This window comes from Streptomyces asoensis (genome assembly GCF_016860545.1).
Taxonomy (GTDB): domain Bacteria; phylum Actinomycetota; class Actinomycetes; order Streptomycetales; family Streptomycetaceae; genus Streptomyces; species Streptomyces asoensis.
The window spans coordinates 274,644-301,353 of sequence record NZ_BNEB01000005.1; the positions used below are offsets into that span (position 1 = coordinate 274,644).

Below are 26,710 nucleotides of genomic sequence, written 5' to 3' on the forward strand. Positions count from 1 at the left end.
GGGGCCCGTCAGTCGGGTTCCATGTAGGGGCGGCGGAAGACCGGTGCCTGGCCGGTGCCCCAGGGGCGCACGGCCGCCATGGCCCGGGCGACCGCGGCGTCCAGCGGGCCGCCGGTGTCGACGGGGACGGCCTCGGGCCACGCGTGTTCCGCGGCCGCCACGGCGGCGCCGATGGTGGCGTCGGCGTCGGACGGTCCGCCGGTCCTGGCCCTCAGCCGGGCGGCCGACACCTCGCGCGGGACATGGCAGCGCAGCGGGACGAGGTCGGCGCAGGTGCGGTCCGCCACACGCCGTGCGGCCTCGCGCTGCGCCGTGTCCGACCAGGTGGCGTCCAGGACGACCGACTCGCCCGCGGACAGCAGGGCGGCCGCCCGGTCGAGGAGCGCGGCGTAGGTCCGGGCCGTCCGTTCGGGTGTGTACAGGCCCTCGCCGTAACCGGCCGTGGCCGGCTGCTCCGCGGGGATGCCCGCCAGCTCCTTGCGCATCCGGTCGCTGCTGAGCAGCGTGACCCCGAGCCGGTCGGCCAGGGCCCCGGAGAGGGTGGACTTCCCGCTGCCCGGCGGCCCGCCGACGAGCGTCAGCCCGACGGCGGAGGTGCGCAGGTGACGCAGCGCCGACGAGGCCAGTCGCCGTGCCGCCGCCCGTGCGCCGGACGCGCCCTGACCGGCCTGGATGAGGGCCACCTTGGCACGGACGAAGGCGCGGTAGGCGACGTAGTGGTGCCACAGGGACGCCGGGGCGGGGTCCCCGGAGTACTCGCCGTACCGTGCCAGGAAGTACGCGGCGGCCTCCGGCGCGCCGAGCTGCTCCAGGTCCATCGCGAGGAACGCGGCGTCGTCCAGGCCGTCGACGTAGCGCAGCCGGTCGTCGAACTCCAGGCAGTCCAGGACGCGCGGGCCGTCGTCGAGGCAGAACACGTCCTCGGCGAGCAGGTCGCCGTGGCCGTCGACGACGCGGCCCTGCTCGATGCGGGCGGCGAACAGGCGCTCGCGGCCGCCGAGATAGCGGCGCACCAGCTCCTCGGTCTGCGGGAGGCCGTCGGGGAGCGGGCCGTCGCCGGTGATCTCGCGGACCTGTGCGAAGCCGGCCTCCCAACGGGACGCCAGGGCGTCCCTCGTGCCCTGTGCGTCGACCTCGGGGCCGCGCGGTGCCTGCGCGTGCCACGCGGCGAGGTGCCGGGCGAGGGTGCGCAGGACGTCGTCGACGGCGGCGTCACCGTTGCGCACGAGCTGCGCGAGACGCCGGTCGGCGGGCATCCGGCGCATCACCACCAGCGGTTCGGCCCGCTCGGCGTCCGGGCCGCGGAACTCGCCGACGCCGAGATAGACGTCCGGCGCGAAGCGGCGGTTGAGGGCGATCTCGCGCTCGCAGGCCTCCCGGCGGGCCGCCGTCGTGGTGTAGTCCAGGAACCCGAGGTCCACGGGTTTCTTGACCTTGTAGGCGCGGTCCCCGGCGAAGAACACGATCGCGGTGTGCGTCTCGCACACCCGCGCGTGTGGCGGCTCCGGGCGGGGGCCGGGCTCAGCCATGGGGGACGACGGCGACCGGGCAGCGTCCGTGATGGAGGGCGGCGTGCACGACGTGGTCCAGGTGCGGGGTCACCCCGTGCCGGTGCGGGTGCCTGCCCACGACCAGCAGCGCGGCGCCCTCGGACGCCTGCACGACGGCTTTGGCGGGGCTCGTCAGACGGATGCTGTCGACCACCTCCACCTGGGGGTACTTCTCGCGCCAGGGGTCCAGCACCCGGTCGAGATCGTCGCGCGCGTCGCGCTTCATGTCCTCGGTGACGGAGTGGTCCACGCCCCAGGGCACGCGCGCGTGGAGCGGAACGCTGCGGCCGTGGACCGCCACGAGCGGCACCTCCCTGGCCGCGGCGCTGTGGAAGGCGAAGTCGAGCATCGAGTCGCTGGGTCCGTGGAGCTTGAGGGCGACGACCACACGGCCTGCCGTCTCCGCCCGCGCCTTCGCGCGTCCCGGGGACCGGACCAGCACCACCGGCCGGTCCGACCGGGCCGCGACCGGCAGGCTGACCTCGCCGAGGAAGTAGCTCTCGACGGACTCCAGCCCGCGGGAGCCGAGCACGAGCAGTTCGGATTCCGACGCCGCGTGGAGCAGGGCCTTGCGGGCGTCGTCGGCGACCAGGGTCCCGACGACGGTCAGGCCCGGGTGGCCGGCCTGGAGTTCCGCGCGGGCGGTGTGGACGAGCCGCTTCGCCCAGTAGTTCTGGTCGACCTCGGAGGGTGCGCGCGCCGGTTCCGGCGCGAGCATGGGCCAGGCGTGCAGCAGGCGCAGGGTGAGCCTGCGCTTCTCCGCCTCGTCCGCGGCCCAGTGGGCGGCGGCGAGGCTCTCGGGTGAACCGTCCAGGCCCACGGTGACGAGTGGTTCCATGGCGGCGGCCTCCGTCTCGTACGGAGCCCGGCACGGCGGCGGCCGACCGAGGACGACGTGGACGGGTCCGAGGGCGGGGCGCTCCGGACGTCGCCGGTGTGCCGGACGGGGTTCTCTCCTTCGAGGAGACCTCAATCCCCTGACCGGCGCATGTGGAGCCGACCGGTGCGGGGGGAGCCGAGCGGCGCGGGGGTGGGCCGGAAACCGGGTCCCCGGGACCTTCGGCCCAGTGCCGTGCGGCGGACCGCCGTCCGAGGCTGGGAACAAGTGGCGGGGGACGGCCGGCGAGATGCTGGAGGTCCGCTCATGAGCGCACAGGGTTCGCCGTACGCGTCCGGTCCGCCGTCGGATCGCGGCAGCGGCGCCCGCGGGGCGGCCGGCTCGCTGAGCCGCGCTTCCGACCGGTTCGAGCGCTGGTTCCTGCGCGTTCTGACGGTCGTGCTCGTCGTCGGGCTGCCGCTGGCGGCGGCCGGTGCGGGACTGGCGTCGTACGAGGCGTCGATGCGGACCGTACGGGCCCAGGCGGCGGACCGGCACCAGGTGACCGCCCGGCTGACCTCGAAGGTCCGGGGCCAGGACTGGGCGAAACGGCCTGCGCGGGTCCGCTGGACCGACGCCGACGGCACCGTACGGACCGGAACGGCCCTGGTGCCGACCGGAACACCCGCGGGCGCCGCCGTACGGGTGTGGGTGACGCGGGCCGGAACCGTCACCACCGCCCCGGTCGGCCCCCTCAACGCGACGACGTCCGGATGGCTGGTGGGCGCGATGGCGGGGCTCGGCGTGGCCGCCGTGGCCTACGCCGTCCGCGAGGGCGGCCTCGTGCTGCTGAACCGGAGGAGGTACGCACAGTGGGAAGCCGAGTGGGACGTCGTGGAACCCCGGTGGTCCGGGCGGTTCCGCCGCTGACCGCCGGGCGGCGGCGGACCGCCGCCCGTGGCACGTTGGATACAGCACCACCTCGCGGAAGGGCTGCGGCATGAGAGCTCACCTCGGCGATCAGCTCGTCGTCGAGAACACGACGACCTCCGGCGCCCGGCGTGACGGCGAGATCGTCGGACTCCGTCACGACGACGGGACCCCGCCCTACGACGTGCGCTGGTCGGACACGGACGAGGTGACGCTCGTCTTCCCCGGCCCCGACGCGCACATCCGCCACCTCGGACCGCCCGACCGTCCCGGGGAGCCGGCACCGGCCACGCAGCGGGCGCACGGTCCGGCCGACATCGGCCGCCGGGTCGCCGCCGAACGCCGCAGGCGCGGGCTCGGCCGCGAGGAGACGGCCCGCCGCGCCCGCATGGCTCCGGGCTACCTGGCGTACCTGGAGGAGGAGTCCGCCGACCCCAGCGCGTCGACGCTGATCAGGCTGGCCGACGCCCTCGGCACCACGGTCACCGCGCTGCGCGGCGGGGACACGGACCAGGCACCCGGCCGGGGTCGGGCGATGCGGCGCCCGCTGCTGCGGGACATCGGTCCCGGCGAATGCCGCGCCCTGCTGGGCACGCACGGGGTGGGACGCGTCGCGGTGGCGGCGCCCGACGGCCACCCCGCGGTCGTGCCGGTCAACTACGAGGTCGTCGACGGGGCCATCTGCTTCCGCACCGCCCCGAGGTCCACGCCCGCGGCGGCGGTCGGGAGCGAGGTCGCCTTCGAGGTGGACCACATGGACGAGGTGCTCGGCCAGGGCTGGAGCGTGCTCGCCGTCGGTCCCGCGAGCGTCGTCACCGCGGCGGACGCCGTGCGCAGGCTCACCGGACGCGCCCACACCACTCCGTGGGCCGGCGGTGAGCGCGAGATGTGGGTGTCGATCCGGCCGACGCGGCTCACGGGCCGTCGCATCACCCCGGCCGACGGGTGAGCGGCCGGCGTCCGCCTCCGTGCTGCGGGCCCCCGCGCGGCGTTCGCATGCGTGAGGGCGCGGGCTCGGCGGCGGTCCCGCCGCGGCGGGGCGCCGGGCACGTTGCCGCGCACGGCCGGCGAACCTGTGGGAGAGCGGGATGAGGGCCCTGGTCTCGCTGATCGGCGCCGCACTTGTCATGATCACCTTGCGGGATCTGTTCCACACCCTGTGGCACCCCACCCGTCACGGAGGGCTGAGCCGGCTGGTGATGACCGCCCTGTGGCGGACCGCCCGGCGGCTGCGCACGCCCGGCCGGGTGGTGGGGCTCGTCGGACCGCTCGCCATGGTCACGGTCGTGGGCATGTGGGCCTTCACCGTGGTCCTCGGCTGGGCCGTCGTGTACTGGCCCCACATGCCCGGCTCCTTCACCTTCTCGCCCGGTTCCGAGGCCGCCCGGGAGCCGGCCCTGCTCGACTCCGTGTACCTGTCGCTGGTCACGGTCGCCACGCTGGGCCTCGGCGACATCGCCCCCGCCGAGAGCTGGCTGCGGCTGGTCTCGCCGCTCGAGGCGCTGGTCGGCTTCGTCCTGCTGACGGCCACCGTCTCCTGGGTGCTGGAGATCTATCCCGCGCTGACCCGCAGGAGGGTCCTGGCGGTCCGGCTGGCCCTGCTGCGCGACGCCGACCCCCCGACGCGGCAGCTCGACTGCACCGCCGGGGCGATGCTGCTGGAGAGCCTGGCCACCGAGGTCGCGCGCGTCCGCATCGACTTCACCCAGTACGCCGAGGCGTACTACTTCCACGACGGCGAGGACCACTCGTCCCTCGCGGCCACGGTCGGCTACGCCACCGTGCTCGCCCAGCGCGGCCGGGCCGCACGGCGGCCGGAGGTGCGCCTGGCGGGGAGCCTGCTCGCGGGGGCGCTGACGGACCTCGCCGCCGTCCTCGACCAGCGGTTCCTCCACACGGGCGGCCCGTCCACGGCCGTGTTCGCGGCCTACGCGGCCGACCACGGCCGCGACGGCGCCAGCCCGTCGGCGGGCGTCAGCAGGAGGTGACGCGTCTCGCCGGGCTGGACGCGGACCGCACGGTCCGGCAGCCGGATGTCGATGGGCGAGCGGTCGGACGGCGGCACCGTGACCCGGAGCCCGCCGCGCTCCAGCCGCAGCCGGACGCCCCAGTGGCCCTGGTAGCGCAGCGAGAACCCGTACGACGACAGCTCGGGCAGCGGCACCGGGTCGAGCCACAGCGCCCCCTCACGGGTCTCCAGCCCGGTCAGTCCCCGCTGCACGAGATCGAGGGTGCCGGCCATGGCGCCCAGGTGGACGCCCTCCCCGGTGGTGCCGCCCTGGAGGTCGGCGATGTCTCCGCGCAGGGCTTCCTGGCAGTACGCCCATGCCTCGGAGCGGCGCGCCCGGGACAGGACCCAGCCGTGGACCAGGCCGCTGAGGGTGGAGCCGTGGCTGGTGCGCGCGAGGTAGTGGTCGACCGTGCGGCCCCAGGTGTCCTCGTCCAGCGGGTGTCCGAGTCTGCCGAAGAGAGCGCGCAGTTCGGCTGGTGAGAAGAGGTAGCCGAGCATCAGGACATCCGCCTGCTTGGACGCCTTGTAGCGGTTGACGGTGTCGCCCTCGGCCTCCAGGATCCGGTCCAGGCGCCGGATGTCCCCGTAGCGTTCGCGGTAGCGGGTCCAGTCGAGTTCGGCGAGGTCGCCGTACCCCTCGAACTGGCTGACCACGCCGTCGTGGAAGGGTACGTGGAGGGTGCGCGAGACGTCCTCCCACTGTTCGAGCTCGCCGTCGTCCAGGCCGGTGCGCTCGGCGAGTTCGCGCCGCCGGGGTTCGGGCAGGGTCCGGAGCACCTCCAGGGCGCGGGCGAGCACCCAGGCGGCGGTGACGTTGGTGTAGGCGTTGTCGTCGAGGCCCGGCCGCGGCGCGTCGGGGTAGGCGTCGTGGTACTCGTCGGGGCCCATCACCCCGCGGATGCGGTGCCGGCCCGACGGCTCGTCCCAGGTGGCCGAGTCCGCCCAGAAGCGGGCGATCTGGAGGAGCATCTCGGCGCCCTTGGTGTGCAGGAACTCCGCGTCGCCGCTCGCCTCGCAGTACCGCCACACGTTGTACGCGACCGCCGAGCCGACGTGTCTCTGGAGCCGTGAGTGGTCCGGCAGCCAGCGCCCCGACCGCGGGTTGAGGTGGAGTTCCTGCGTCTCCTCCCGCCCGTCGCTGCCGCTCTGCCACGGGTAGAGCGCGCCGCGCCGGCCGATCGCGCGGGCGGCGGCGCACGCGCGGTCCAGGCGGCGGTGCCGGTAGCGCAGCAGGGCGCGGGAGACCTCGGGGAAGTGCAGGTCGAGGTACGGCAGCACGAACAGCTCGTCCCAGAAGACATGGCCGCGGTACGCCTCTCCGTGCAGCCCTCGCGCCGGTACGCCGACGTCGAGGTCGGCCGTGTGCGGGGAGAGCGTCTGGAGCACGTGGAAGAGGTGCAGGCGCAGGATGTCGCCCGCCTCCCCGGGGACGTCCAGGTCGGCCCGCCGCCACAGCTGGTCCCAGGCCGTCAGGTGCCCTTCGAGCAGTTCGTCGAAGCCGGGCGCGGTGGAGGCCCGTTCGATCGCGGCGGCCAGCGGGTCGCTGATCGCCGGATCCCGGGACGTGTGCAGGGCCACGGTCTTGTCGGCGGTGACGGTCCGGCCGGGGCGCAGGGCGAGGCGCACCCGCCGGGCCGTCCGCGGGCCCTCGTGCCGGTCGGTGCCCGGTCCGTCGGCGCTCAGCCGGGCCGCCAGGCCGATCCGGACGTCGGAGGTGCGGGTGCGGCAGCGCAGCCACACCGTGTCCGGTGCGGCGGACCCGGTGTGCGTGCGGGTCAGGTGCCGGCCGTCCAGGTCCCGGTAGCGCGCGACCCCGCTGTTGGTGACCGCGCCGTCCAGCGCCGCCTCCACGTCGAGGTCGCCGGTGAAGCCCTCGGCCGTGAACTCGGTGCGCAGGGCGGCCAGATGGGGGTCGGCCATGTGCACGAACCGCTGCTGGCGCACCGTCAGCGTCCGGCCCGCGCCGAGCGCGAACCGCGTCCGTCGCTCCAGGAGGCCCCCGGCGAGGTGGAGCACCAGGCGGTGGTCGAGGACCTCGGCCGTGTCGGGGGTGAGCCACCGCCGCCCGGCGAGGCGGAACCGCAGCGGCAGCCAGTTCGGGACGTTGACCATGTCCTCGTTCTCCACCCGGCGTCCCGCCACCTCGGTGGTGAGCCGGTCGTAGCAGCCGGCCACGTAGGTACCGGGGTAGTGCACGTCGTCCGCGGCGCACTCCGGCAGCGCCCCGCGGGTGGCGAAGCAGCCGTTGCCCAGCGTGCACAACGACTCCCGCAGCCGCTCCTGCGCCGGGTCGTAGCCGTCGTACTCCCACGTCCAGCCCGTCACCGCCGCGCTCCCCCGTCGGGCGGCTCCGTGCGGCCGGGCGGCGCCGCGCGCCCGCGCCCGGCGGCCGTCGCGCGGCGGGGCCGGGGCGCGGGCACGGGTCGGTCCGGGACGGCCGTCATATCTCCCCCTGGGGGCGTGCGGCGGGCGTCTTCCACTTCACACCGTCTGCGGGACGACCGCCACCGGGCAGTGGGCGTGGTGCAGCAGGGTGTGGCTCACCCGGCCGAGCTGGAGGCCGGGGTGACCGTGCCTGCGCCGGGCCCCCACGACCACGAGGTCGGCGGCGGCCGAGCGGTGCACGAGGACGGTGTGTGCCGGTCCCTCGACCGTGGCCGTGCGCACCCGGACGCCGGGTCGCTCCGCCCCGGCGTCGCGCACCAGGGCGTCGAGCACGGCGGAGGCCCGCTCCTCTGACTCTCCCGTCGCGGGATCGCCGGCGTCCTCGTGGGCCGGGTGGCGCCACGCGCGTACGACGTCCAGGGTGCACCCGCGTGCCTGCGCCTCGCGGAAGGCGAAGCGCACGGCCTCGGCGCCCGGCTCGCCCGCGCCGAGCAGGATCCGCTCGTGGGTCCCGCCGGTGCCCGCCGCGTCGCCCCGTACGACGATCACCGGGCAGCGGGCCCGGGCCGCCACCGCGAGGCCCACGGAACCGAGCAGCGCGCCCGTGAGTTCACCGCGGCCCCGCGAGCCCGTGACCAGGGCGAAGGCGTTGTCGCTCTCGCGCAGGAGGACGTCCACCGCGTCGTCGGGGACGATGTCGGTGGTGACCTTCACGTCAGGGTCGCGCAGTGCGGCCCGCTCGGCGGCGGCCGCGACAAGGTTCTCGGCGAGCACACGGCCGGACGGGCGGCCGCGGCCGGCGGAGAGCACCGCCCGCTCGTAGCGTTCCCAGCGCGAGGCGTGCACCAGCCGCAGGGCGAGTCCGTGGCGCGCGGCCTCGTCCACGGCCCAGTCGACGGCCGCCAGACTCTCGTCGGACCCGTCCAGGCCCATGACCAGCGGAAATGTCATCGTCCCCACCGCCTCTCACCGTGCAAAGGGGTCCACTCCACCGTCGCACCGGCCGACGGGCCGCACGAGGGGCGGATGGGCCCGGGCCGGGGACGATCGGCCCCTGTGCCCCGCGCCGGCCCGGCCGGAGGCTGAGGGGCACGATGCGGCATCGAGGAGGAGACCATGCGGACCAGCCCGCACGTCGTGAGCGACGTGATGACGCGCGCCGTCGTCACCGTGGGCCGCGACACGCCGTTCAAGGACATCGTCCGGCTCATGGAGCGGGGGCGGGTCGGCGCGCTGCCCGTGCTGGAGGGCGGGGGCCGGGTCGTCGGGATCGTCTCGGAGGCAGACCTGCTGCTCAAGGAGGAGTTCCGCGACGACCTTCCCGACCGGATCACCCAGCTGCGGCGCCTCGCCGATCTCGCGAAGGCCGGCGCGCTGACCGCCGGGGAGGTGATGAGCAGCCCGGCCGTCACCGTGCACGGCGCCACCACGTCGGCCGAGGCCGCGCGGATCATGGCCAGGCGCGGGCTGAAGCGTCTGCCGGTCGTCGACGACGAGGGAAGGCTGGAGGGTGTCGTCGCCCGCTCGGATCTGCTGAAGGTGTTCCTGCGCGACGACGAGGACCTCACCGAGGAGGTACGTCACGAGGTCGTCGACCGGCTGTTCCCGCTGCCCGCCGACCACATCCGGGTGGAGGTCCACGAAGGGGTGGCGACCCTCGTGGGGTGGGTGGACCGCGCCGAGCTGATACCGGTCGCGGAACGTCTGGCGCGGTCCGTCGAGGGAATCGTGGACGTCCGCTGCACCCTCACCGGCGCGGCCGGCGCCACCGGCGGCTCGTAGCGGATGACGTGCGGCGGTGCGGCACGTTCGGCACACAGCGCGTGCCGTGCGCGTGCCCTGCGCGGCAGGGGCCGGGACGGTGGCGGTGTGCGCGGCCGGCGGACCACCGGCCGCGCACACCCGGTGCGGCGCGGCGGGCCCTGGACGGGCCGCGCCGCACCCGGCGGGTCCTGGCCCCCCTGCTCCTCCAGGACCGGGACCGTGACCTGCCCCGTGGTGTCGTGTCAGTCGTGCGGGACGACCGCCACCGGGGCGACGGCGTGGTGCAGTACCGCGTGCGCCACCGAGCCGATCCGGCCCCCGACCGGCGCGTGCCGCCTCCTGCGTCCGACGACGACCAGGGACGCCTCCCGCGAGGCCTGCACGAGATGGTGGCCCGCGCTGCCGACGACGGCCTGCGCGTGCACCTCCACCCCGGGGAACTTGTCCTGCCAGGGGCGCAGCACGTCACCCAGTGCGTGGCGGGTCTCCTGCGCCAGTTCGGCGGTGAGCCCGGAATCGACGGCGGCACCATAGCCGTAGGCGGCCTTCGGGTTCCAGCCGTGCACCACCCGCAGTCCGCTCGCGCGCCGGCGGGCGGTCGCGAACGCGAACTCGACGACCTCCTCGCCCGGTTCCTCCAGGTCCAGCCCGAGCACCACGTCGCGGTACGCGGTCGTCGCCGACGCCTCGCCCGAGGCGTCCGGCAGATGCTCCTGGGCGGCGCTCTCACCGGCCCGCACCAGGACCACGGGCCGCTCGGAGCGCGCCACCACGGCGAGGCCGACGGAGCCGGTCAGGAAGCCGGCCACCGTGCCGAGTCCCCTGGAGCCGAGGACCAGTAGCTCGGCGTCGGCGGCGTCGGCCAGCAGCGCGGGCACGGCCTCGGTCTCCGCCTGCCGGACGTCGACGCGCAGGCCCGGGTGGCGCTCCGTGAGCCGGGACCGCGTCCCGCTCAGCAGCCGGGCCGCCCGGTCGTGCTCCGCCTCCAGCAGGCCCGGCGCCGGTACCCCCAGGTAGGGGGTGTACGTCGAACCCAGCGGGCTGCCCGCGTGCAGCAGGCGCAGGGGTGCGTCGCGCTGCGTCGCTTCGCGGGCGGCCCAGTCGGCGGCGGCCAGACTTTCCGGCGAACCGTCGAGACCGACGATGATGGCGAGCATGTGCGGACCTCCTCGGTGGATGCAGGGCCAGTCTCCGGGCCGCTCGCGTGACGCAGCAGGGGCCGGAGGTCCCGGCCGGGAGCCGATCGGCCCCCGCGCGGCCTCCGGGTGAGGGACCCGTCCGGGCCGCCGCGACCGGCCGCGGCGCCCGTCACTCGGCGTCGGCGGGTATCCGTACGGTGAAGGTCGTCGACCCCGGGCGGCTGTCGAGGTCGACGCTCCCGCCGTGGGCCTCGGCGACCGCCGCCACGATGGACAGACCGAGGCCGGTGCCGGTGCCGCTCTCCACGCCCTCGGCGCGGCGGCGGTCCCCGTGGCTGAAACGCTCGAAGACCCTGGGCCGGACGTCCGGGGCGACACCCGGCCCGTCGTCGTGCACCTTGAGCACCGCCGTGCGGTCCACGCGCTCCAGCGAGAGGGTGATGGTGCTGCCGGCGGGGGTGTGCAGGCGTGCGTTGGCCAGCAGGTTGGCCAGGACCTGGTGGAGCCGGTGGGCGTCGCCCGGCACGGTGACCGGCTCCTCGGACAGCTCCAGCGTCCAGCGGTGTCCCGGGCCCGCGGCCTGGGCGTCCGTCACGGCGTCGAGGACCAGCCGGGTCAGGTCGACGGGCAGCCGCTCCAGGGGGCGTCCGGCGTCGAGGCGGGCCAGGAGCAGCAGGTCGTCGACCATCTCGCCCATCCGGGACGCCTCGGCCTCGATGCGTTCCAGGGCCCGCACCACCTTCCGCGGCACCGGGCCGGGGTGCAGCAGCGCCAGTTCCGCGTGGCCGCGGATCGACGCCACGGGCGTGCGCAGCTCATGGCTGGCGTCGGCGGCGAAGCTGCGCAGCCGTTCCTCGCTCGCGTGCCGTTTGGTCAGCGCGCCCTCCACGTGGCCCAGCATCGTGTTGAAGGCGTCGGCGACGCGGCCGACCTCGCTGCGCGGGTCCGCCTCGGGGGCGCGCGGCCAGAGCTCCACCTCGCCGCTGGACAGCGGGAGCCGGCTGACCCGGGTGGCCGTCGCGGCCACCCGGCTGAGCGGGCGCAGCGACCAGCGCACCCAGAGCGCCCCGGCGAAGCCGGCGACGGCGAGCGCGGCGCCGAAGACGATCGCGGCGACCAGTTCGAGCCGGTGGACGGTGGCTTCGACGGGTTCGGTCGGCAGCCCCGTGACGAGGACGTCGCCGTCGCGGCCCCGGACCGCCATCACGCGGTAGTCGTCCAGCGCGGCGAGGTGGACGGTGTGGCCCTTGCCGTCGGCCGGGACGGCCGCGAGCGTACGTTCGTCGGCCGCCCCGAGGGGGACGGTGCGGGCGCCCGCGCCCGGGGTGGAGCCCACCACCGCCGCGTTGGTGACCGTGTCGCCGACGACGCGGGCGCCGAAGGTGCCGACGGTCTGACGACGGGTGTCACCGTCGCCGTCCTCGTCGCCGTCGTGGTCCGAGGGCCGGGCCCCGCCGTGTTCCAGGCTCGCCGGGAACCGCACGCCCGTCTCGCGCAGCTGCTGGTCGAGGCGTCCGGTGAGGAAGCCGTTCAGTTCCACCACCGCCGCCACCCCGACGGCCGCGCAGCTCACGGCGAGCAGGACGACGAGCCCGGCGGTGAGCCGCGCCCGCAGCGTGTGCGGCCGGGGCAGGCGCACGGGCCACCACCGCGTCCCGCTCCGCGGTTCACGCGCGGACCGCTTCGCGGCCGTCCTCACCGGACCGCCGGTTTGAGCACGTATCCGGCGCCGCGCACGGTGTGGATCATGGGCGGACGACCCGCGTCCACCTTCTTGCGCAGGTAGGAGATGTACAGCTCGACGACATGGGCCTGCCCGCCGAAGTCGTAGGACCACACCCGGTCGAGGATCTGCGCCTTGCTGAGGACGCGCCGCGGGTTGCGCATCAGCAGGCGCAGCAGTTCGAACTCGGTCGGCGACAGTTCGACGAGTTCACCGCCGCGGGTGACCTCGCGGGCCTCCTCGTCCATGACCAGGTCGCCGACGGTGAGCCGCGGCCCGTCCTCCAGCTGCCGGGCCATGCCCGCCCGGCGCAGCAGCCCGCGCAGCCGTGCGACGACCTCCTCCAGGCTGAACGGCTTGGTCACGTAGTCGTCGCCGCCCGCCGTGATGCCCGCGATGCGGTCCTCGACGGCGTCGCGGGCGGTCAGGAAGAGCACGCACACGTCGGGGCGCACGGCGCGCAGCGAGCGCAGCAGGGCGAAGCCGTCGGTGTCCGGGAGCATGACGTCCAGGACGATGGCGTCGGGCAGCAGCTCGCGCACCTCGGCGAGCGCCGAGGCGCCGTCTCCCGCCGTGCGCACCTCCCAGCCCTCGTAGCGCAGGGCGCCGGAGAGGACCTCGGCGAGGTCGGGGTCGTCGTCGACGACGAGCACCCGGAGCGGGGCGCCGTCGGTCCGGGTCAGCGCGGGGCGGCCTGGGCCGCGGGGGCGGGAAGTGTTCATCTCAGGTACCAGGATGCGGTCTCGCCGCGCCCGGGACCGCACTCCCGGCCTCTGAGTTCGCTCTGAGTCCCCTGTGACCTCCCTCGGTGCCGGTCGGCCGGACACCCCTCCCACCTGCGGCGGAGCGGTCCGGGCGGCCCGGACGCTGAGAGGAGTCTCAGAGGTTGGGTCGGCACAGTTGTCCTCCGCACGGCCGGAGCGGCAAACGCGCCGCACGGCCGGAGCGGCGTACGGACAGCCGAAGGGACACACGGATGACGACGGTGCACTCACAACCCAGGGTCGCCCCCGCGCCTCCCGCGCCGGGGCGCTCCCCCGTGGGGCCCGTGCTCGCCCTGCTGTGGGGCGGGGCCGCCGCCGTGGTCGCCCTGTGGTGGTACGACACGGGATCCGTCGTCGGCGCCGCCGGCTGGCTGACGGGGGCGGGCCGGATCGCGGGGCTGCTCGGCGGGTACGCCTGCGCGGTCCTGGTCGGTCTGATGGCCCGCGTGCCACTGCTGGAGCGGCGGATCGGGACGGACCGGGTGACGCGCTGGCACGCGATGGCGGGCCGCTACACGATCTGTCTGCTGGTGGCGCACGTCGTGCTGATCCTGCTCGGGTACGCCGCGCAGGACGGTTCCTCGGTCGTGCACGAGACGCTCACGGTGGTCCTGGACTACCCGGAGATGCTCAAGGCCACCGCCGGGACCGTCGTCCTGTTCGCGGTCGGGATCGTCTCGGCCCGCGCGGTGCGCCGGCGGGTCACCTACGAGTTCTGGTACTACGTGCACCTGCTCACGTACGCGGCGGTCTTCCTCACCTTCGGCCACCAGCTCGCGCTGGGCTCCGACTTCGTGGGCAGCCGTCCGGCCCAGGCCGCGTGGTACGCACTGTACCTGGGGGTCGCGGCCCTGGTGCTGTGGTTCCGGATCCTCGCCCCGGTACGGCTGAACCTGCGTCACCGGCCGCGGGTCGAGTCCGTGCACCGGGAGGCGCCGGGCGTGTATTCGGTGGTCGTCCGCGGCCGGCGCCTGGACGAGATGGGCGCGCGGCCGGGTCAGTTCCTGCGCTGGCGGTTCCTCGCCGAGGGCCTGCGCTGGACGTCCACGCCGTACTCCCTGTCGGCGCCGCCGCGCCCCGACCTGCTGCGCATCACCGTCAAGGCGCTCGGCGACCACAGTGCCGCCGTGGCCACGCTGCGGCCGGGCACCCGGGTGTGGGCCGAGGGGCCCTACGGGGCGCTGACCGCGGACCGGCGAAGCGCGCACCGGTCCCTGCTGATCGCGGGCGGCGTCGGCGTCACCCCGCTGCGCGCCCTGTTCGAGACACTGCCGGGCGACGTGACGCTCCTGTACCGCGCCCGCACCGCCGAGGACCTCGCGCTGGGCGGCGAGCTGGAGAGCGTCGCGCGGTGGCGGGGCGCGAAGGTGCTGTACGCACTCAACGGCCCGCACGGCCGGCGGCCCGACCTCAGCGCCCGGTCCCTGCGGGAGGCCGTGCCCGACCTCGACGCCCACGACGTGTACCTGTGCGGCCCGCACGGCTTCGCGCAGGACCTGTACGGCGAACTGCGCGCCGCCGGGGTTCCGGACAGCCGCATCCACCACGAGTCCTTCGAACTGTGAGGCCGACTTGCACACCTTGAGGAAAGCCCGTCCGCTGCGCCGTGTCGTGCTCGCGAGTGCCGCCACCGTCTCCGGGATCGTGCTGCTGCTCTCGCTGAAACCGCACACGTCACCGGCTGTCGCGGGCCTGGCGTCCGCCCCCGCGCCGACCGCCGCTTCCAGTGCGCCCGCCGCGTCGGGCGGATCCGCCACCACGGGCACCCGGACCCTCACCGGGGACTCCGTGCAGACCCGCTGGGGGCCCGTCCAGGTCCGGGTCACGCTGAAGGACGGCAAGCTCACCGACGTCACCGCGGTCACCTATCCCCAGGAGAACCCGCGGGACCAGCAGATCAACAGCTACGCCATCCCGCAGCTGACCCGGGAGGCGCTGACGGCCCAGAGCGCCGACATCGACACGGTCTCCGGCGCCACCTACACCAGCGACGGCTACCGCCGGTCGCTCCAGTCGGCACTGGACTCCGCGACCGGCTGACGCGGCGGGCCGTCGCGAGGGCATGGGGCCCGCGAAGCCGGGCACGCGTGGAGGATGCAGGGAAGCCACATGTACGCCATGAGCAGCGACCGGGACCGGCCTGTACGCGAAGGCGCCTCGCAGCACCGGGCCGAGGGCCGGCATCGACGCCACGGACGACGAGGGGGCCGGTGGCATCGCAGGCTCCTGGCCTACCGGCAGGTCGATCTGCTGCCCTCCGCCTCCCCGGAGCGCACGGACGAGGAGTGCCTGCTGCTGGTCCACATCCGCAAGGTGGTCGGCCGGGTGAGCTACCGCACCTGCGAGGTGTGCGCCGAGGGGGTGATCGTCGACATGGTGCTCGACGAACCGTTCCGCGACTACGGGCTCGGGACCAGGGCGCTGTCGCACCTGCGTTCGCGGCATCCCGGCGTCACCTGGCGCAGCACGCTCGAGACCCGGCTCACGCGTGATCTGCTGCGCCGGATGCGCGTCCGCAGGGCGGCCGAGGGCGCGGTCTGCTCCCACCTGCGTCCCGGCCCGGCACCGGCCGGCGGTCGAGCGGTCCGGGAACCGGCGCTCTGACGCGTGGTCCCCGCGAGGTGCGGGGACCTACGGCCTGCGGACCGGCACCCGCCACAGCAGTGCGGTGCCGCCGCCCTCGGGGATCTCCCGTTCGAGCCGGCCGCCGAGCTGCTCGGCGCGCTCCGCGATGTTGCGCAGCCCGCTGCGACGGCCCCCCGCGGGGATGCCCACCCCGTTGTCCGTGACCGACAGCCGTACCTCACGCCCGTCCGTGGCCAGCAGCACGTCGGCGCGGTCCGCGTGGGCGTGCCGGGCGATGTTGGTCAGGGCCTCGGAGAGGACGGCCACCACATGGTCGGCCGTCTCCCTGGGCACGTCGGTGTCCAGCAGGCCCTCCATCCGCACGCCCGGGGCGAAGCCGAGCACCGGCGCGGCCTCTCCGACCACCCGCACCGCGCGGGCCCGCAGACCGGCCTCACCGGCGCCCTTGCGGGTGCGCAGGCCGAAGATGGTCGACCGGATGATCTTGATGGTCTCGTCGAGGTCGTCGACCGCGCGCATCACGCGTTCCGAGGCCTCCTCGTGCTCGATGAAGCGGCCGGCGCTCTGGAGGGTCATCCCGGTGGCGAACAGCCGCTGGATGGCCAGGTCGTGCAGATCGCGGGCGATGCGGTCGCGGTCCTCGAGCACCGCGACCTGCTCGGCGTCCCTGCGGCGTTCCGCCAGCTCCATCGCCAGGGCGGCCTGCCCGGCGAAGGCCTTCAGCGGCTCGGTCTCCGCCGCCGAGAACATCGGCTCGCCGGCCCTGCGCGCCAGCAGGACCACACCGCGCGGGCCCGAGGCGCCGGTGCCGATGGGCACGGCCACGGCGGGGCCGAGTCCCCCGAACCTCGGTGGCTCCGGCGAGATGCGCTCGTCGTGCGCGACGTCCGCGCTGGTCACCGGGGTGGCCCCGGAGAAGGCCAGCCCCATCAGGGTGTTGTCCATGGACAGTACGAGACCCCGGTGCGCCTCCGCGTCCAGCCCCACGGCGATCTCGACCGCGAGCGACCCGGTGTCCTCCATGGGCTCCGCGACCGCGGCCAGGGCGGATCCGGTGATCTCGCCGGCCCGCTCGGCGATCAGCCCGAGCACCTCGGCCCGGTCGCTGCCGGACATCAGACCGTGGGTGATCTCCGCGTTCGCGCGCAGCCACCGCTCCCGCAGCCGGGACTCCTCGTACAGCCGGGCGTTGTCGATGGCGACCCCGGCCGCCACGGCAAGGGTCTGCGTGACCGAGACGTCCTCCTCGTCGAACTGGGCCCCGCCCCGCTTCTCGGTCAGGTACAGGTGGCCGAAGACGTGGTCGCGGACCCGGATCGGGACACCGAGGAAGGTGTTCATCGGCGGGTGGTGCGCCGGGAAGCCGTACGAGGCCGGGTGCCCGGAGATCTTCTCCAGCCGCAGCGGCTCGGGGTGGCGGATCAGCTCGCCCAGGATCCCGTGGCCCTCCGGGTACGGGCCGATGGCGGCGATCTCCTCCTCGCTCACCCCCACCGTGTGGAACGCCGAAAGACGTCTGCCGTCCGGGCCGATGACGCCCAGCGCCGCGTACTCCGCGTCGACCAGGGCGGCGGCGGCCTCCACGATGCTGTGCAGGGCCTGCTCCAGGTCGAGTTCCCTGCCGACCGACAGCACCGCCTCCAGCAGGCTGTGCACCCGGTCCCGGGTGCCGCGGGCCGCGTCCAGACGAGCCTGGAGTTCCTCCAGCAGCTCGTCCAGCCGCAGCTGGGGCAGCCGCACGCGGGCCTCGTCGGGGCTTTCCACCGTGCACTCCTCCAGGTCCCCTCGGCGCACGGACACCTGATGGTCCCGTCGTCTGCCACGTTAGTGGCCGCACGCGAGGCACGGTAGCGGATCGGGCCGGGTGCGCGGCCGGTGACGGCCTGTCCGGCACCGGGCGCCGCCGGGGGGAACGGGCGCCGCCCGGCACGTCACCGCGGGCGCCTGGGCCGTCCGGCCCCCGACGGGGACCAACGGCACCTGCGGGACGGGAGCGGTCCGGGCGACACTGGGGACAAGGAGCGGCACCGATCCCCCGCGGTGTCGCTCCGTCCGCGTGTCCGCGTCCGGCCGCGGGGCGCGCCGGTGCGCTGCCCGCGGCCGGTTCAGGAAGGGCCGCGCAGGCCGTACAGGGAGTGTCCGGCGGCAAGTTCACGTCCGGTGACCAGCTCCGGATCGATGCGCACGAAGACCTCCCGCGGGGCCGGCACCCAGGACCGCGGTCCGGTCCGCAGCAGCCGTGCGTGCTCGGCGGGGTCGGTCACCAGGGCGGCCGAGCCCATGACGACGACGCTCCACCCGGAGTGGGCCGCGGTATCGACCTCGTCGGTCTCGAAGGCGACCACCGCTCCGTCGACGGCGTGCACCAGTTCCGAGGCGGCCGAGGTCCGCACCACTACCGCGCCGTCGGTGTCGAGGAGGAAGTTCACGGGCAGGACGGCGGGCAGCGCCTGTCGCGTGTACACGATCCGTCCCACAGGGACCGTGGCCATCAGGGCCAGGCATTCCTGCCGGTCGAGCCCGCGGAATCCGTCGTTGGCGTCCATATGCCTTCTCGTCTCTCACCCGGCTGAGCGGTATGCGGTGAACGGGTACCGCACTGGCCCATCCTGGGCCCCGGGGACGGGGGCGACCAGGGACCATGAGTCCCTTGTTTCCCGAGAAGGACTCCGTCCGGGGTGCGCGGCCCGTCGTCCGTCAGTACGGTGGCGTCCTGGTGTCCGGCCTCGCACGAGGTGGGACACCGACGCGGAAGACGGGTCACAGGGCGGTGGAGGCGGCATGGCCGGCAAGAAGGCGGCAACGCTGCCGCGCAAGGAGTATGAGAAGGAACTGCTGCGGCTACAGACCGAGTTGGTGAAGCTACAGGAGTGGGTGCGGGCGTCGGGCACCCGGCTGGTGGTCGTCTTCGAGGGGCGTGACGCGGCGGGCAAGGGCGGGACGATCAAGCGGGTCGCCGAGCACCTCAACCCGCGTGTCGCACGGATCGCGGCGCTGCCGAAGCCGACCGAACGCGAGCGCACGCAGTGGTACTTCCAGCGGTACGTGGAGCATCTGCCGGCGGCCGGCGAGATCGTGCTGTTCGACCGTTCCTGGTACAACCGGGCCGGGGTGGAGCACGTGATGGGCTTCTGCACCAAGGAGGAGCACCAGCTGTTCCTGCGGCAGTGCCCGATCTTCGAACGGATGCTGGTCGAGGCCGGGGTCCTGGTGCGCAAGTACTGGTTCTCGGTGAGCGACACCGAGCAGCAGGAGCGGTTCCGCAAGCGCCTGGAGGACCCGCTGCGCCGCTGGAAGCTCTCGCCGATGGACCTGGAGTCGATCACGCACTGGGAGGCGTACTCCCGGGCCAAGGACGAGATGCTGGTGCACACCGACATCTCCGAGGCCCCCTGGTACGTCGTGGAGAGCGACGACAAGCGCCGGGCGCGGCTGAACATGATCGCCCACCTCCTGTCGTCCGTCCCCTACCACGACGTGCCGCCGCCGGTGCTGGAGCTGCCGGAGCGGCCGGCGTCGACCGGTTACCAGCGGCCGCCGCGCGATCTCCAGACCTACGTCCCCGACCACGCGGCGAGCCTCTGAGCCGCGGGCCGTCGCGTCACCCCCGCTCGGGTACGACGGCCACGGCGCACGCGCTGTGGTGCAGCACCCCGTGGGAGACGCGTCCCAGCTGGAGCCCCCGGTGTCCCGGGCGGCGCCGGGCGCCGACCACCAGGAGGTCGGCGCCGTGCGAGGCGTTCACCAGGACCCGGCGGGCCGGGCCCTCGACCGTGTCGCGGCGCAGGTCCACGTCCTCGGGCACGCCCTTCAGCGCCTGCTCCAGTACCTCCGCGGCCTGCTGTTCGTGCAGACGCGCGGGCTCCCCGGCGAGCAGCGGATGGTCGGTGCTCTCGTGCGCGGGGCACCGCCAGGCCCGTACCGCCTCCAGGGTCGCCCCCCGCAGCGAGGCTTCCCGGACGGCGAACCGCAGGGCGGCCGAGTCCGCCCCCTGTTCGCCGACACCCACGACGACCCGGCCGGCCGTTCCGGCGCGCACCTGGTTGTCGTGGGCGCCGCGCACCAAGATCACCGGGCAGTCGGCGTGCGCGGCGACGGCGAGGCCGACCGAACCGAGCAGCAGCTCCACGACCCCGCTGCGACCGCGGGTGCCGAGCACCAGCGCGCAGGCGGTGTGCCCCTCGCGGACCAGGGCGTACTCGGGCTCCTCGGGCAGCACGGCGGTCGTGACGGGGACGCCGTCCCGGCGCAGGGCGGCCCGGCGCGCGGCCGTCCGCACGATGTCCTCGGCCCGCACCTGTTCGGACGGCTTGCCGACGTCCTCGGCGAGGGACTCGCCCTCGTAGCGCTCCCAGAGGGAGGCGTACACCAGCCGCAGCGGGACCCCGCGCAGCGCGGCCTCGTCCGCGGCCCAGTCGACGGCCCGCAGGCTGGACCCGGAGCCGTCCACTCCCACCACGATCGGCGCTGCCTTCATCTTCTCGTCCCCTTCTCTCCTCGACGGTGCCGGACGGGTCAGCCGTGGGGTACGACGGCGACGGGAGCGGTGGAGTGGTGCAGGGCGGCATGGGTGACATGGCCGATGTGCGCGCCGAACGGGCTGCGGCGTACGCGCCGGCCCACGACGACGAGGGAGGCGGCCCGGGCGGCCTCCACGACCAGGACGGCGGGGCTGCCGTAGCGGGACTGCTCGACGACCTCCACGTCCGGGTACTTCTCGCGCCAGGGGCGCAGCACCTGGGCCATGGCCTCGGCCTCCCCCAGGGCCAGGGCCTCGTGAAGGGCCGGGTTGGCGGGGGTGCCGTAGGCGTAGTAAGGCGGGGGGTTCCAGCCATGCACGACGTGCAGGGACGTGGCGCGGTGCCGGGCGGCCTCGAAGGCGAAGCCGATGAGGGTCTCGTCGGCGTGCCGGGTGTCGAGTCCGAGGACGACCGGCCGGAAGGGCGTCGCGGCCGAAGGGACGCCCGCGGGGTCCTGCTCGTGCTCGTCCGCGGCGGTCTCCAACGCCCGCACCAGCACCACCGGACGTTCGCAGTGCGCGACGGCGGACAGGCCGACCGAGCCGACCATGAACCCGCCGATCCCGCCGAGGCCCCTCGATCCGAGGACGAGCAGTTCGGCGTTCCCGGCCGCCTCGGCCAGGGCCTCACCCGGATGGCCGGAGACCTGCTCGGTGCTCACCTCGATGCCGGGGTGGCGCAGGGCGACCCCCTCCGCGGCCTCCCGGGGGATCCGTTCGGTCCAGTGCTGCTGGGTCTCCGCGCCGAGGAGGGGCGCCTGCGCCATCGGCTCGGGTACCGGTTCCCATACGTGGACGATCCTCAACGGCAGGTCACGCAAGGCGGCTTCACGGGCCGCCCATTCCACGGCGGCCCGGCTCTCCCGTGAGCCGTCGAGACCTACGGTGATGCTGCGGAGCATGATCTCCACCTCCTGGGCGAGGGATCCTCTGGCGGGGCCGGGGGTGGCTGCCCGACTCCAGCGTCCCCGCGGCGGGGACGGCCGGGGCAGGGGCCACTGGTCCCGGTCCGGGACCGTCCGACCCCCCGCCCGGCAGGGCGTGGCGGGCCCGGGACGGGAGCCGCGAGCGCCGGCGCGGGCGGGACCGGCACTCTTGTCCGGGAACGTCCGCGGGGGCCGAACGGCCCTGGGCGCGGGGCCTGTTGGTCCGGCACGGCACACCGGGCGCGCGGGCTGCGGCCGTGGCTCGCCCGGGCGGTGGATCATGGGGCCGGACGACGGAAGGCGGCACATGTCCCAGCACTGGAACAGACACCTCGCGCAGGGGCGCCGGCTGGTGCCCGGTCTCGTCGCGCTCCTCGGGTACCGGCGCGCGTGGCTCACCGGTGACCTGCTCGCGGGGCTCACCGTGGCCGCCTATCTGGTGCCGCAGGTCATGGCGTACGGCGAGGTGGCGGGGCTGCCGGCGGTGGCCGGGCTGTGGGCGATCCTGCCCGCGCTCGGGATGTACGCCGTGTTCGGGTCGTCCCGGCTGCTGTCGGTGGGCCCGGAGTCCACCACCGCGCTCATGACCGCCACCGTCGTCGCGCCGCTCGCCGCGGGCGATCCGGGGACCTACGCGCCCCTGGCCGCCGCCCTGGCGGTGACGGTCGGCCTGCTGTGCCTGGCCGCCCGGGTGGTACGGCTCGGCTTCTTCGCGGACCTGCTGTCCCGTCCCGTGCTGATCGGCTACCTCGCGGGCGTGGCGCTGATCATGATGGTGGACCAGCTGCCCAAGCTCACCGGGGTGGACACGAGCGGCGCGGAGTTCTTCGTCCAGCTGTGGTCGTTCCTCACGCACCTGTCCGAGGCGCACGCGGCGACGGTGGTGTTCTCCGCGGCCGTCCTGCTGTTCCTCTTCGTGACGGCCCGCTACGCCCGCGCCGTGCCGGGTCCGCTGCTCGCCGTCGTCCTCGGCACGGCGGCCGTCGTGGTGTTCGACCTCGACGGCAGGTACGGCCTGGCCGTGATCGGCGAGGTCCCGTCCGGACTGCCGGGACTCGCCGTCCCCGACCTGGGCGAGCTGCCCCACCTCGTGCTGCCCGCGCTCGGTGTGCTCCTGGTCGCCTACACCGACTTCATCCTGACGGCGCGGGCGTTCACCGATCCCCGGGACGAAGGTCCCGCGCTCGACGCCGACCAGGAGTTCCTCGCCCTGGGCGCGGCCAACCTGGGCGCCGGGTTCCTGCACGGCTTCCCGGTGAGCAGCAGTGCCAGCCGCACCGCCCTCGCCGCGTCCGGGGGCGCCCGCAGCCAGGCGTACTCGCTGGTCGCCGGGGCGGTGGTGCTCGCCGTGCTGCTCTTCCTCAGCCCGTTGCTGACGCGGACCCCGTCCGCCGTGCTGGGCGCCCTCGTGGTCTACGCGGCCGTCCGCATGATCGACCTCGCGGGCTTCCGGCGGCTGGCGTCCTTCCGCGGGCGGGAGCTGCTGCTGGCCCTCGGCTGCCTGGCCGGGGTCCTCGCCCTGGACATCCTGTACGGCGTGATCGTGGCCGTCGGCCTGTCGGTGGCCGAGCTGCTGACCCGGGTGGCGCGGCCGCACGACGCCGTCGAGGGGCTGGTGCCCGGGCTCGCCGGCATGCACGACGTGGACGACTACCCGCAGGCGACGACGATCCCCGGGCTGCTGGTCTACCGCTACGACTCGCCGCTGTTCTTCGCCAACGCCGAGGACTTCCGGCGGCGCGCCCTGGCCGCGGTAGACGAGCAGTCCGACCCTGTGCGCTGGTTCGTCCTGAACACGGAGGCCAATGTCGAGGTCGACATCACCGCGCTGGACGCGGTCGACGAGCTGCGCCGCGAACTGGGCGACCGGGGCGTCGTGTTCGCGCTCGCCCGGGTCAAGCAGGACCTCCTGGACGACCTCCGGGCGTACGGCCTCGCGGAAGCCGTGGGCCAGGACCGCATGTTCCCGACCCTGCCGACCGCCGTCACCGCGTACCGCGCCTGGCTGGAGACCCGTTAGCGGCACCGGAGGCCTCGTCATCGGTGGGACGGTGCCGCCGGGCGGGGGGCGGTGGGGGTCCTGGCGCGCGGGAGGCGCGCGCCGGCGGCGAGGCCGACGAGGCCGATGGCTCCGAGGGTGATCATCGCGGCGGCGTAGGCGCCCCGGGTCAGGCCGGAGACGAGGATGGTGCCGGCGATGGCGGTCCCGAAGGAGGAGCCGAGGTTGGAGACGCTGCGCGAGAGCCCGGAGATCTCGCCCTGCCGTTCCTCGGGGAAGCTGGACTGGACGACGTTGACGGACGGGGTCAGCATCACGCCGAGGCCCAGACCGACGAGGAGCAGGCCGGGGACGTAGGCCCAGGCGGTGGTGTACGCGGCGGCCAGGGCGACCAGTACGGCGATGCCGGCGATGGTGAGGGTGAATCCGGCCATGATCAGGGTCCGTTGGGCGTGGCGCAGGGCCAGGCGTTCGGCGGACAGCGAGGTGACGAGCAGTCCCGCGGTGGCCGCGGTGAAGATGACCCCGGTCTGGACGGCGTTGTAGTGGCGCACGACCTGGAGGTAGGCCGCGACCGTGAACGAGGAGCCCATGAGCAGCAGCCACTGCACGTTCTGGGTGACGAGGCCGAGGTCGGACGTGCGGTTGCGGAACAGGGTCAGGGACAGGAGCGGTTCCTGCCCGGAGCGTTCCCTGGCGCCGACCCGGCGGAAGAACCACAGCAGCACCAGCGCGCCGAGGACGATCAGGCCGATCATCAGCCACAGGCTGTCGTCGGCGGCCAGGATGCCCATCACGACCAGGACGAGGCCGACGGCCGACAGGACCGCCCCGCCCGTGTCGAAGGGCCGGGTCGGGTCGGGCGGCAGCGGATCGTCGAGGCGCAGGCTGAGCACCACGATCACCGCGATGACCAGAGCCTGGAAGACGAACGCGGCCCGCCAGCTGATCGCTTCGGTGATCAGGCCGCCGATCAGGGGTCCGGCCGCGGCACCGATGCCGCCGAGCGCCATGATGACGCCGAAGGCCCGGGCTCTGGACGTCACGTCCCGGTAGAGGAGCGTGGTGAGGATGTAGACGGGCGGGATGAGCAGGGCGGTGCCGACGCCTTCGAGGATCGAGTTGCCGAGGATCAGCACGCCGAGCCCAGGGGCGGCGGCGCTGAGCAGGGCTCCGACGGCGTAGACGACCAGGCCGGTCAGGAAACAGCGTTTGCGGCCGTAGCGGTCGGTCAGTTTGCCGCCGGGGATCATCAGCGCCGCCATGACCAGCAGGAAGACGGTGATGGCGACCTGAACGCCTTGCACGGTGGTGTCCAGGTCCTCGCTGATGTCGTTGATCATCACGTTCATGTTGGAGCCGGCGAAGCTGCAGATGAACTGCGCGAGGGCGAGCGCGGCCAGGACGCGGCCCTGGCCGGCGGCCGGGGGCGCCCCGGCCGTGCCGCCGGGTTCAGCCATCCGAATCTCCTCCGTCACCCCTGTCCGGCGGGGTCAGGCCGTGGGCGGCGGGGTGCCGGTGGTCGCCCGTCCCCCGTGTCCCGGTCCTGTCCAGCGACTCGTCCAGGGCCATCGCCGCGTTGACCAGCGCGAGGTGGGTGAACGCCTGCGGGAAGTTGCCGAGTTGCTCGCCGGAGGGGCCGATCTCCTCGGCGAACAGGCCGACGTGGTTGGCGTACGTCAGCATCTTGTCGAAGGCGTAGCGGGCCTGGCTGAGCCGGCCGCTGCGGGCGAGCGCCTCCACGTAGAGGAAGCTGCACAGGTTGAAGGTGCCCTCCGAGCCGCGCAGGCCGTCGGGCGAGGCGGCCGGGTCGTAGCGGTAGACCAGGCTGTCGCTGACGAGTTCGTCGTCCATGGCGTCGAGGGTGCTCAGCCAGTCGGGGTCGGTCGGGGAGATGAAGCCGACGCGGGGCATGAGAAGCAGCGAGGCGTCCAGCACGTCGGTGTCGTAGTGCTGTACGAAGGCCTGGCGCTTGTCGTGCCAGCCGCGCTCGACGATCTGGTGGAAGACGGCGTCCCGGGCCTCCGACCAGCGCCTGAGGTCGGCGGGCCGGGAGAAGCCGGTGGCCGCGTGGACGCCGCGGTCGAACGCCACCCAGGTCATCAGCCGGCTGTAGGTGAAGTCCTGCCGTCCGCCGCGGGTCTCCCAGATGCCCTCGTCCGGACGGTCCCAGTGGTCGGCCAGCCAGTCCAGGACACCTGCCAGCGTCTTCCATCCGCGGATCGCGCCGACGTCACCGTGCACGATCAGGGCGTCGGACGCCTCGCCGTAGATGTCCAGCTGGAGCTGGTCGGCGGCCGCGTTGCCCGCCCGCACGGGCCGCGAGCCCTGGTAGCCCTCGAGGTGGTCGAGGGTCTCCTCGGTCAGGAAGGGGTCGCCGTCGACCCGGTACATGATCTGGAGGGGATCGCCCGAGGGCGCCCCGCCCGCCTCGATGCGGTCGCGCAGCCAGCGGCGGAAGGCGTGCGCCTCCTCGTGGAAGCCTAGGTCGATCAGGGTGCGCACGGACAGTGACGCGTCCCGGATCCAGGTGTAGCGGTAGTCCCAGTTGCGCTCACCGCCGATCTGTTCCGGCAGGCCCATGGTGGCCGCGGCGATGGGCGCGCCGGCGGGGGCGTAGGTGAGCAGTTTGAGGGTGATCGCGGAGCGGTTCACCATGTCCTGCCAGCGCCCCCGGTAGGTGCACGAGCGCAGCCAGTGGTGCCAGAAGCCCCGGCACCGCTCCAGCCGGTCGGCGACCTCGTCCAGGGTCGGGGCGCCGGGGGCGGCTCCGCCGGCGGATGCGCTGGTCAGTACGAAGGCCACGGCCTGGCCCGCGGAGAGCGTGAAGCGGGCGGTGACGTCGTCGCCGTCGGCCCGCAGCGCGACCCCCTCGGTGGACCGCACGTGCAGGTCGGTCCCGGGGCCCCGCAGCGCCACGGCGCGTTCGTCGGAACGGGAGAGGGTGTGCGGCGCACGCCCGTAGTCGAACCGCGGCCGGCAGGCGAAGGTGAACGGCAGGCTGCCGCGGACGACCCGCGCGACCCTGACCAGGCTGTGCCGGTCCGTCGCGGCGGACCCGTCGAGCGGGACCATGAAGTCGGCCACCTCGCCCACGCCGCCCGGCGCCATGAAGCGGGTGACCAGGATGGCCGTGTCGGACAGGTACAGCTGCCGCACCGCCATGCCGTCGTCGGCGCCGAGGTCGGCCGCCAGGCGGCAGTGTCCTCCGCGCTCGGAGTCCAGCAGCGACGCGAACAGGCTGGGCGAGTCGAAGCGCGGCGTGCACCACCAGTCGACGGTCCCCGCGGACGACACCAGCGCGGCGGTCTGGAGGTCTCCGACCATGCCGTGGTCCGCGATGGGCGGGTACCGGTCCATGTGCTCTCCTCCCACACGACGACGTGCGGTCCTGCGGAGCCGGCGGCCGAACCACCGGCGGGGCCTCCCTCAGCGTTCGCCGGAGCCGCCCGGCCCGCCTCACCCACCGCGGGTGAAACCGGCACCGCCGTGCGCGCGGCGTGACGACCGGGGGCGTACGGCCCGGGCCGCGGGCCGATCGGCCCATGGTCCGCCCGCCCGGTCCGGCACACCCTGGTTCCGGAAGGTCGTCCACCC

The 26,710-nt window shown here is 74.5% G+C and carries 22 protein-coding genes; 9 read left to right on the plus strand and 13 right to left on the minus strand.

What is annotated here, in order from left to right; all coding sequences use genetic code 11:
- Positions 1 to 8 precede the first annotated feature (8 nt).
- Together Saso_RS24590 and Saso_RS24595 are read right to left on the minus strand one after the other, a co-directional pair.
- Complete coding sequence (locus Saso_RS24590; RefSeq protein WP_229901250.1) at positions 9 to 1,529, minus strand: bifunctional aminoglycoside phosphotransferase/ATP-binding protein; 1,521 nt, start codon at positions 1,527 to 1,529, stop codon at positions 9 to 11.
- A complete protein-coding gene (locus tag Saso_RS24595; RefSeq protein ID WP_189921619.1) occupies positions 1,522 to 2,388 on the minus strand; it encodes a universal stress protein in 867 nt (288 codons plus the stop codon). The genes Saso_RS24590 and Saso_RS24595 overlap by 8 nt, the downstream gene beginning before the upstream one ends.
- Before the next feature lie 306 nt (positions 2,389 to 2,694).
- Between Saso_RS24595 and Saso_RS24600 the strand changes: the two genes are divergently transcribed.
- The 3 genes from Saso_RS24600 (at position 2,695) to Saso_RS24610 (ending at position 5,285) form a co-directional block, all read left to right on the plus strand.
- Positions 2,695 to 3,297: an Rv1733c family protein gene (locus Saso_RS24600; RefSeq protein WP_189921617.1), complete on the plus strand. Its 603-nt coding sequence runs from the start codon at positions 2,695 to 2,697 to the stop codon at positions 3,295 to 3,297.
- A gap of 70 nt (positions 3,298 to 3,367) precedes the next feature.
- Complete coding sequence (locus Saso_RS24605) at positions 3,368 to 4,246, plus strand: DUF1918 domain-containing protein (protein ID WP_189921615.1); 879 nt, start codon at positions 3,368 to 3,370, stop codon at positions 4,244 to 4,246.
- Between the two features lie 139 nt (positions 4,247 to 4,385).
- Complete coding sequence (locus Saso_RS24610) at positions 4,386 to 5,285, plus strand: potassium channel family protein (protein WP_189921613.1); 900 nt, start codon at positions 4,386 to 4,388, stop codon at positions 5,283 to 5,285.
- On the opposite strand, the gene Saso_RS24615 is transcribed toward Saso_RS24610, so the two are convergent.
- Positions 5,225 to 7,633, minus strand: a complete 2,409-nt coding sequence (locus Saso_RS24615; RefSeq protein ID WP_189921611.1) for a glycoside hydrolase family 65 protein — start codon at positions 7,631 to 7,633, stop codon at positions 5,225 to 5,227. The genes Saso_RS24610 and Saso_RS24615 overlap by 61 nt on opposite strands.
- A gap of 156 nt (positions 7,634 to 7,789) precedes the next feature.
- On the minus strand, positions 7,790 to 8,644 hold the full coding sequence (locus tag Saso_RS24620) for a universal stress protein (RefSeq protein WP_189921609.1): 855 nt from the start codon (positions 8,642 to 8,644) through the stop codon (positions 7,790 to 7,792).
- 165 nt (positions 8,645 to 8,809) lie between these two features.
- On the opposite strand from Saso_RS24620, the gene Saso_RS24625 reads away from it, so the two are divergent.
- A complete protein-coding gene (locus tag Saso_RS24625; RefSeq protein WP_189921607.1) occupies positions 8,810 to 9,475 on the plus strand; it encodes a CBS domain-containing protein in 666 nt (221 codons plus the stop codon).
- 224 nt (positions 9,476 to 9,699) lie between these two features.
- Here Saso_RS24625 and Saso_RS24630 read toward each other — a convergent pair whose 3' ends face one another.
- The 3 genes from Saso_RS24630 to Saso_RS24640 form a co-directional block, all read right to left on the minus strand.
- Complete coding sequence (locus tag Saso_RS24630) at positions 9,700 to 10,614, minus strand: universal stress protein (RefSeq protein ID WP_189921605.1); 915 nt, start codon at positions 10,612 to 10,614, stop codon at positions 9,700 to 9,702.
- Between the two features lie 151 nt (positions 10,615 to 10,765).
- Positions 10,766 to 12,235 carry a sensor histidine kinase gene (locus Saso_RS24635; RefSeq protein ID WP_189921603.1) on the minus strand — a complete coding sequence of 490 codons (1,470 nt, stop codon included), beginning with the start codon at positions 12,233 to 12,235 and terminating at the stop codon, positions 10,766 to 10,768.
- 56 nt (positions 12,236 to 12,291) lie between these two features.
- Positions 12,292 to 13,041 (minus strand): response regulator transcription factor, encoded by a 750-nt coding sequence (locus tag Saso_RS24640; protein WP_229901249.1) that lies wholly within the window; start codon positions 13,039 to 13,041, stop codon positions 12,292 to 12,294.
- Positions 13,042 to 13,295: 254 nt separating this feature from the next.
- On the opposite strand from Saso_RS24640, the gene Saso_RS24645 reads away from it, so the two are divergent.
- The 3 genes from Saso_RS24645 to Saso_RS38420 all read left to right on the plus strand — a co-directional run bounded on the left by Saso_RS24645 (position 13,296) and on the right by Saso_RS38420 (position 15,687).
- Positions 13,296 to 14,648 (plus strand): ferredoxin reductase family protein, encoded by a 1,353-nt coding sequence (locus Saso_RS24645; protein WP_189921601.1) that lies wholly within the window; start codon positions 13,296 to 13,298, stop codon positions 14,646 to 14,648.
- A gap of 7 nt (positions 14,649 to 14,655) precedes the next feature.
- On the plus strand, positions 14,656 to 15,123 hold the full coding sequence (locus tag Saso_RS24650; RefSeq protein ID WP_189921599.1) for an FMN-binding protein: 468 nt from the start codon (positions 14,656 to 14,658) through the stop codon (positions 15,121 to 15,123).
- Positions 15,124 to 15,192: 69 nt separating this feature from the next.
- Complete coding sequence (locus tag Saso_RS38420) at positions 15,193 to 15,687, plus strand: hypothetical protein (protein ID WP_229901248.1); 495 nt, start codon at positions 15,193 to 15,195, stop codon at positions 15,685 to 15,687.
- Positions 15,688 to 15,714: 27 nt separating this feature from the next.
- Here Saso_RS38420 and Saso_RS24660 read toward each other — a convergent pair whose 3' ends face one another.
- A complete protein-coding gene (locus tag Saso_RS24660) occupies positions 15,715 to 17,433 on the minus strand; it encodes a sensor histidine kinase (RefSeq protein WP_189921597.1) in 1,719 nt (572 codons plus the stop codon).
- Positions 17,434 to 17,774: 341 nt separating this feature from the next.
- A complete protein-coding gene (locus tag Saso_RS24665; protein ID WP_189921595.1) occupies positions 17,775 to 18,215 on the minus strand; it encodes a pyridoxamine 5'-phosphate oxidase family protein in 441 nt (146 codons plus the stop codon).
- A 235-nt stretch (positions 18,216 to 18,450) separates the two neighbouring features.
- Between Saso_RS24665 and ppk2 the strand changes: the two genes are divergently transcribed.
- Entirely contained in the window at positions 18,451 to 19,254 is an 804-nt protein-coding gene (gene ppk2 / locus Saso_RS24670; RefSeq protein ID WP_189921593.1) for a polyphosphate kinase 2, read from the plus strand.
- Positions 19,255 to 19,270: 16 nt separating this feature from the next.
- Here ppk2 and Saso_RS24675 read toward each other — a convergent pair whose 3' ends face one another.
- Both Saso_RS24675 and Saso_RS24680 read right to left on the minus strand, forming a co-directional pair.
- Entirely contained in the window at positions 19,271 to 20,146 is an 876-nt protein-coding gene (locus tag Saso_RS24675) for a universal stress protein (RefSeq protein WP_189921591.1), read from the minus strand.
- Positions 20,147 to 20,184: 38 nt separating this feature from the next.
- Positions 20,185 to 21,090, minus strand: coding sequence for a universal stress protein (locus Saso_RS24680; RefSeq protein WP_189921589.1), 906 nt, complete (start codon positions 21,088 to 21,090; stop codon positions 20,185 to 20,187).
- Positions 21,091 to 21,421: 331 nt separating this feature from the next.
- On the opposite strand from Saso_RS24680, the gene Saso_RS24685 reads away from it, so the two are divergent.
- Positions 21,422 to 23,134: a SulP family inorganic anion transporter gene (locus Saso_RS24685; protein WP_189921587.1), complete on the plus strand. Its 1,713-nt coding sequence runs from the start codon at positions 21,422 to 21,424 to the stop codon at positions 23,132 to 23,134.
- 17 nt (positions 23,135 to 23,151) lie between these two features.
- On the opposite strand, the gene Saso_RS24690 is transcribed toward Saso_RS24685, so the two are convergent.
- Complete coding sequence (locus tag Saso_RS24690; RefSeq protein WP_189921585.1) at positions 23,152 to 24,573, minus strand: MFS transporter; 1,422 nt, start codon at positions 24,571 to 24,573, stop codon at positions 23,152 to 23,154.
- Entirely contained in the window at positions 24,566 to 26,473 is a 1,908-nt protein-coding gene (locus Saso_RS24695) for a glycoside hydrolase family 15 protein (RefSeq protein WP_189921583.1), read from the minus strand. Before Saso_RS24695 ends, Saso_RS24690 begins: the two co-directional genes overlap by 8 nt.
- Between the last annotated feature and the right edge of the window lie 237 nt (positions 26,474 to 26,710).

Excerpts from the sequence above, each read along its gene's own strand:
- Saso_RS24590 (WP_229901250.1), bottom strand. The coding sequence starts at position 1,529 with ATGGCTGAGCCCGGCCCCCGCCCGGAGCCGCCACACGCGCGGGTGTGC.
- Saso_RS24595 (WP_189921619.1), bottom strand. The coding sequence starts at position 2,388 with ATGGAACCACTCGTCACCGTGGGCCTGGACGGTTCACCCGAGAGCCTC.
- Saso_RS24600 (WP_189921617.1), top strand. The coding sequence starts at position 2,695 with ATGAGCGCACAGGGTTCGCCGTACGCGTCCGGTCCGCCGTCGGATCGC.
- Saso_RS24605 (WP_189921615.1), top strand. The coding sequence starts at position 3,368 with ATGAGAGCTCACCTCGGCGATCAGCTCGTCGTCGAGAACACGACGACC.
- Saso_RS24610 (WP_189921613.1), top strand. The coding sequence starts at position 4,386 with ATGAGGGCCCTGGTCTCGCTGATCGGCGCCGCACTTGTCATGATCACC.
- Saso_RS24620 (WP_189921609.1), bottom strand. The coding sequence starts at position 8,644 with ATGACATTTCCGCTGGTCATGGGCCTGGACGGGTCCGACGAGAGTCTG.
- Saso_RS24625 (WP_189921607.1), top strand. The coding sequence starts at position 8,810 with ATGCGGACCAGCCCGCACGTCGTGAGCGACGTGATGACGCGCGCCGTC.
- Saso_RS24630 (WP_189921605.1), bottom strand. The coding sequence starts at position 10,614 with ATGCTCGCCATCATCGTCGGTCTCGACGGTTCGCCGGAAAGTCTGGCC.
- Saso_RS24640 (WP_229901249.1), bottom strand. The coding sequence starts at position 13,041 with ATGAACACTTCCCGCCCCCGCGGCCCAGGCCGCCCCGCGCTGACCCGG.
- Saso_RS24645 (WP_189921601.1), top strand. The coding sequence starts at position 13,296 with ATGACGACGGTGCACTCACAACCCAGGGTCGCCCCCGCGCCTCCCGCG.
- Saso_RS38420 (WP_229901248.1), top strand. The coding sequence starts at position 15,193 with ATGTACGCCATGAGCAGCGACCGGGACCGGCCTGTACGCGAAGGCGCC.
- Saso_RS24665 (WP_189921595.1), bottom strand. The coding sequence starts at position 18,215 with ATGGACGCCAACGACGGATTCCGCGGGCTCGACCGGCAGGAATGCCTG.
- ppk2 (WP_189921593.1), top strand. The coding sequence starts at position 18,451 with ATGGCCGGCAAGAAGGCGGCAACGCTGCCGCGCAAGGAGTATGAGAAG.
- Saso_RS24675 (WP_189921591.1), bottom strand. The coding sequence starts at position 20,146 with ATGAAGGCAGCGCCGATCGTGGTGGGAGTGGACGGCTCCGGGTCCAGC.
- Saso_RS24680 (WP_189921589.1), bottom strand. The coding sequence starts at position 21,090 with ATGCTCCGCAGCATCACCGTAGGTCTCGACGGCTCACGGGAGAGCCGG.
- Saso_RS24685 (WP_189921587.1), top strand. The coding sequence starts at position 21,422 with ATGTCCCAGCACTGGAACAGACACCTCGCGCAGGGGCGCCGGCTGGTG.
- Saso_RS24690 (WP_189921585.1), bottom strand. The coding sequence starts at position 24,573 with ATGGCTGAACCCGGCGGCACGGCCGGGGCGCCCCCGGCCGCCGGCCAG.
- Saso_RS24695 (WP_189921583.1), bottom strand. The coding sequence starts at position 26,473 with ATGGACCGGTACCCGCCCATCGCGGACCACGGCATGGTCGGAGACCTC.